This is a genomic window from Micromonospora sp. NPDC023814, assembly GCF_040639595.1.
Lineage (GTDB): Bacteria > Actinomycetota > Actinomycetes > Mycobacteriales > Micromonosporaceae > Micromonospora.
This window is the reverse complement of sequence record NZ_JBFAAF010000230.1, coordinates 1-1,514: the sequence shown is the minus strand read 5'-3', so window position 1 is coordinate 1,514 and position 1,514 is coordinate 1. Positions and strand designations below refer to the sequence as shown.

Annotated in this window: 1 protein-coding gene; it reads right to left on the bottom strand. The window is 71.6% G+C overall.

Annotation, left to right across the window (positions count from 1 at the left end; all coding sequences use genetic code 11):
* Positions 1–22: 22 nt before the first annotated feature.
* Positions 23–1,198, bottom strand: coding sequence for a transposase (locus AB0G14_RS35665; RefSeq protein ID WP_357705214.1), 1,176 nt, complete (start codon positions 1,196–1,198; stop codon positions 23–25).
* Positions 1,199–1,514: the final 316 nt, after the last annotated feature.

Sequence of the window (1,514 nt, the reverse complement as noted above, 5' to 3'; positions counted from 1 at the left end):
CTAGTGCGGTGTCCACTAACGTTCACCGGGTTTCCGGTGCCCTGTTGTGGATCCTCGCCGTGCGGGCGAGCGACTCCCCACCTGGTGGTGGGGCGGGCCTCCGCGGGCCAACTGATCCTCGCGCCGCCACCGGTGGGCGGCGGGGGTCACGCCGGGACTGGCCGGCACCGGGGAGGTGTCGGCCGGCTCGACGGTGCGTGACCACCTCGGGCAGCACAACGGCTGCGGTGGGGGTGGTGGGTCCGCCGCCCGGGGTGCGGGTGGCGATGATGGCAGCCGCGATCAGGTCGCGGTGCCCAGAAAATGCGCAGTGCGGGCAGGACAGGGTCCGGCCACGCGGTTTCGGTATCCGCCGCAGACAGGCGGGGCAGGTCGACGACGTGCCGCGCTCGTTGACGGGGTGCACGGTGATGCCGGCCTGGGTGGCCTTGTCTTCCAGGACCTGCATCAGGCGGCCGATCTGCCATTGCCGCAGCCGCAGGTTGTGCCGCCGCCCCGCATCGATGTCCAACACACCGCGCGGGTCACCCACCCTGAGCACACCGACCCGCTGCTCCACCGCCCACGACACCACCGTGCGGGCGGCTTCGTGTTGGGCCTGCCGGACCCGCCGCTTGTGCCGGCCCTCCACCAACCTTGCCCGCCGCCGGTGTTTCCGCCACCGCCGTGACCCTCGCTGGCCGGGCTTTGGCGCCCTGCGGGCCACGGCGCGGCGGCGGGTTTTGGTGTCGGCCAGGTGCATGCGGTGCTCGGCGCGGATCGCCCGCCCCGACACCAACAAGCCTTCCCCGTCACGGCTGGCCACCGCGTAGGGGTGGATGATGCCCAGATCCACCCCGGCCACCCTGGCCGGGTCCGGGCCCTCGCCCGGCGGATACACCGCCACCGGCACCTCGGCCGTGACGTCGAGGAACAGCCGGCCGCCCTCGTACAGCAGGGTGACCGACCGGACCTGCTCGACCGGATACGGCACCTCCCGCGCCAACCTGACCCACAACGGCGGCATGCCCTTGGCCACCGGGATACGCACCCGCAGCCCGTCAAGGGTGAACGTGCCGTGATACCAGCGCACCGGCATCAACCCGCGCCGACGACGCGGGAACCGCGCCGACGAGTCACCGTCCTTGCGGGCTTTCGCCGCCGCGAACCAGGCATCGGAGAACCGCCGCAACACCGACCGGGCACCCGTGGTGTCCAACTCACCGAACGTGCCCGGCCCCGACCCCGACAGCTCCCGACACAACGCCTGATAGCCAACCAACGGCGCGTCCTGACGGCGGCGCCGCCACCCGTTCACCTCCAGGACACACGCCCACACGTCACCAGCCGAACGCAGCAGGCCGAAACACCGCCGCCGCTGCCCAACCGTCACCCGCACCGCAACACGAGCCGTGCGATACACCACCCGAGGCGCAGCGGGATCCCGACGACGAGACACAACCACACCCAACACCACCGGTACGACAATTTCCGGCAGCGGCCAACCCGGCGAACGTTAGTGGACACCGCACTAG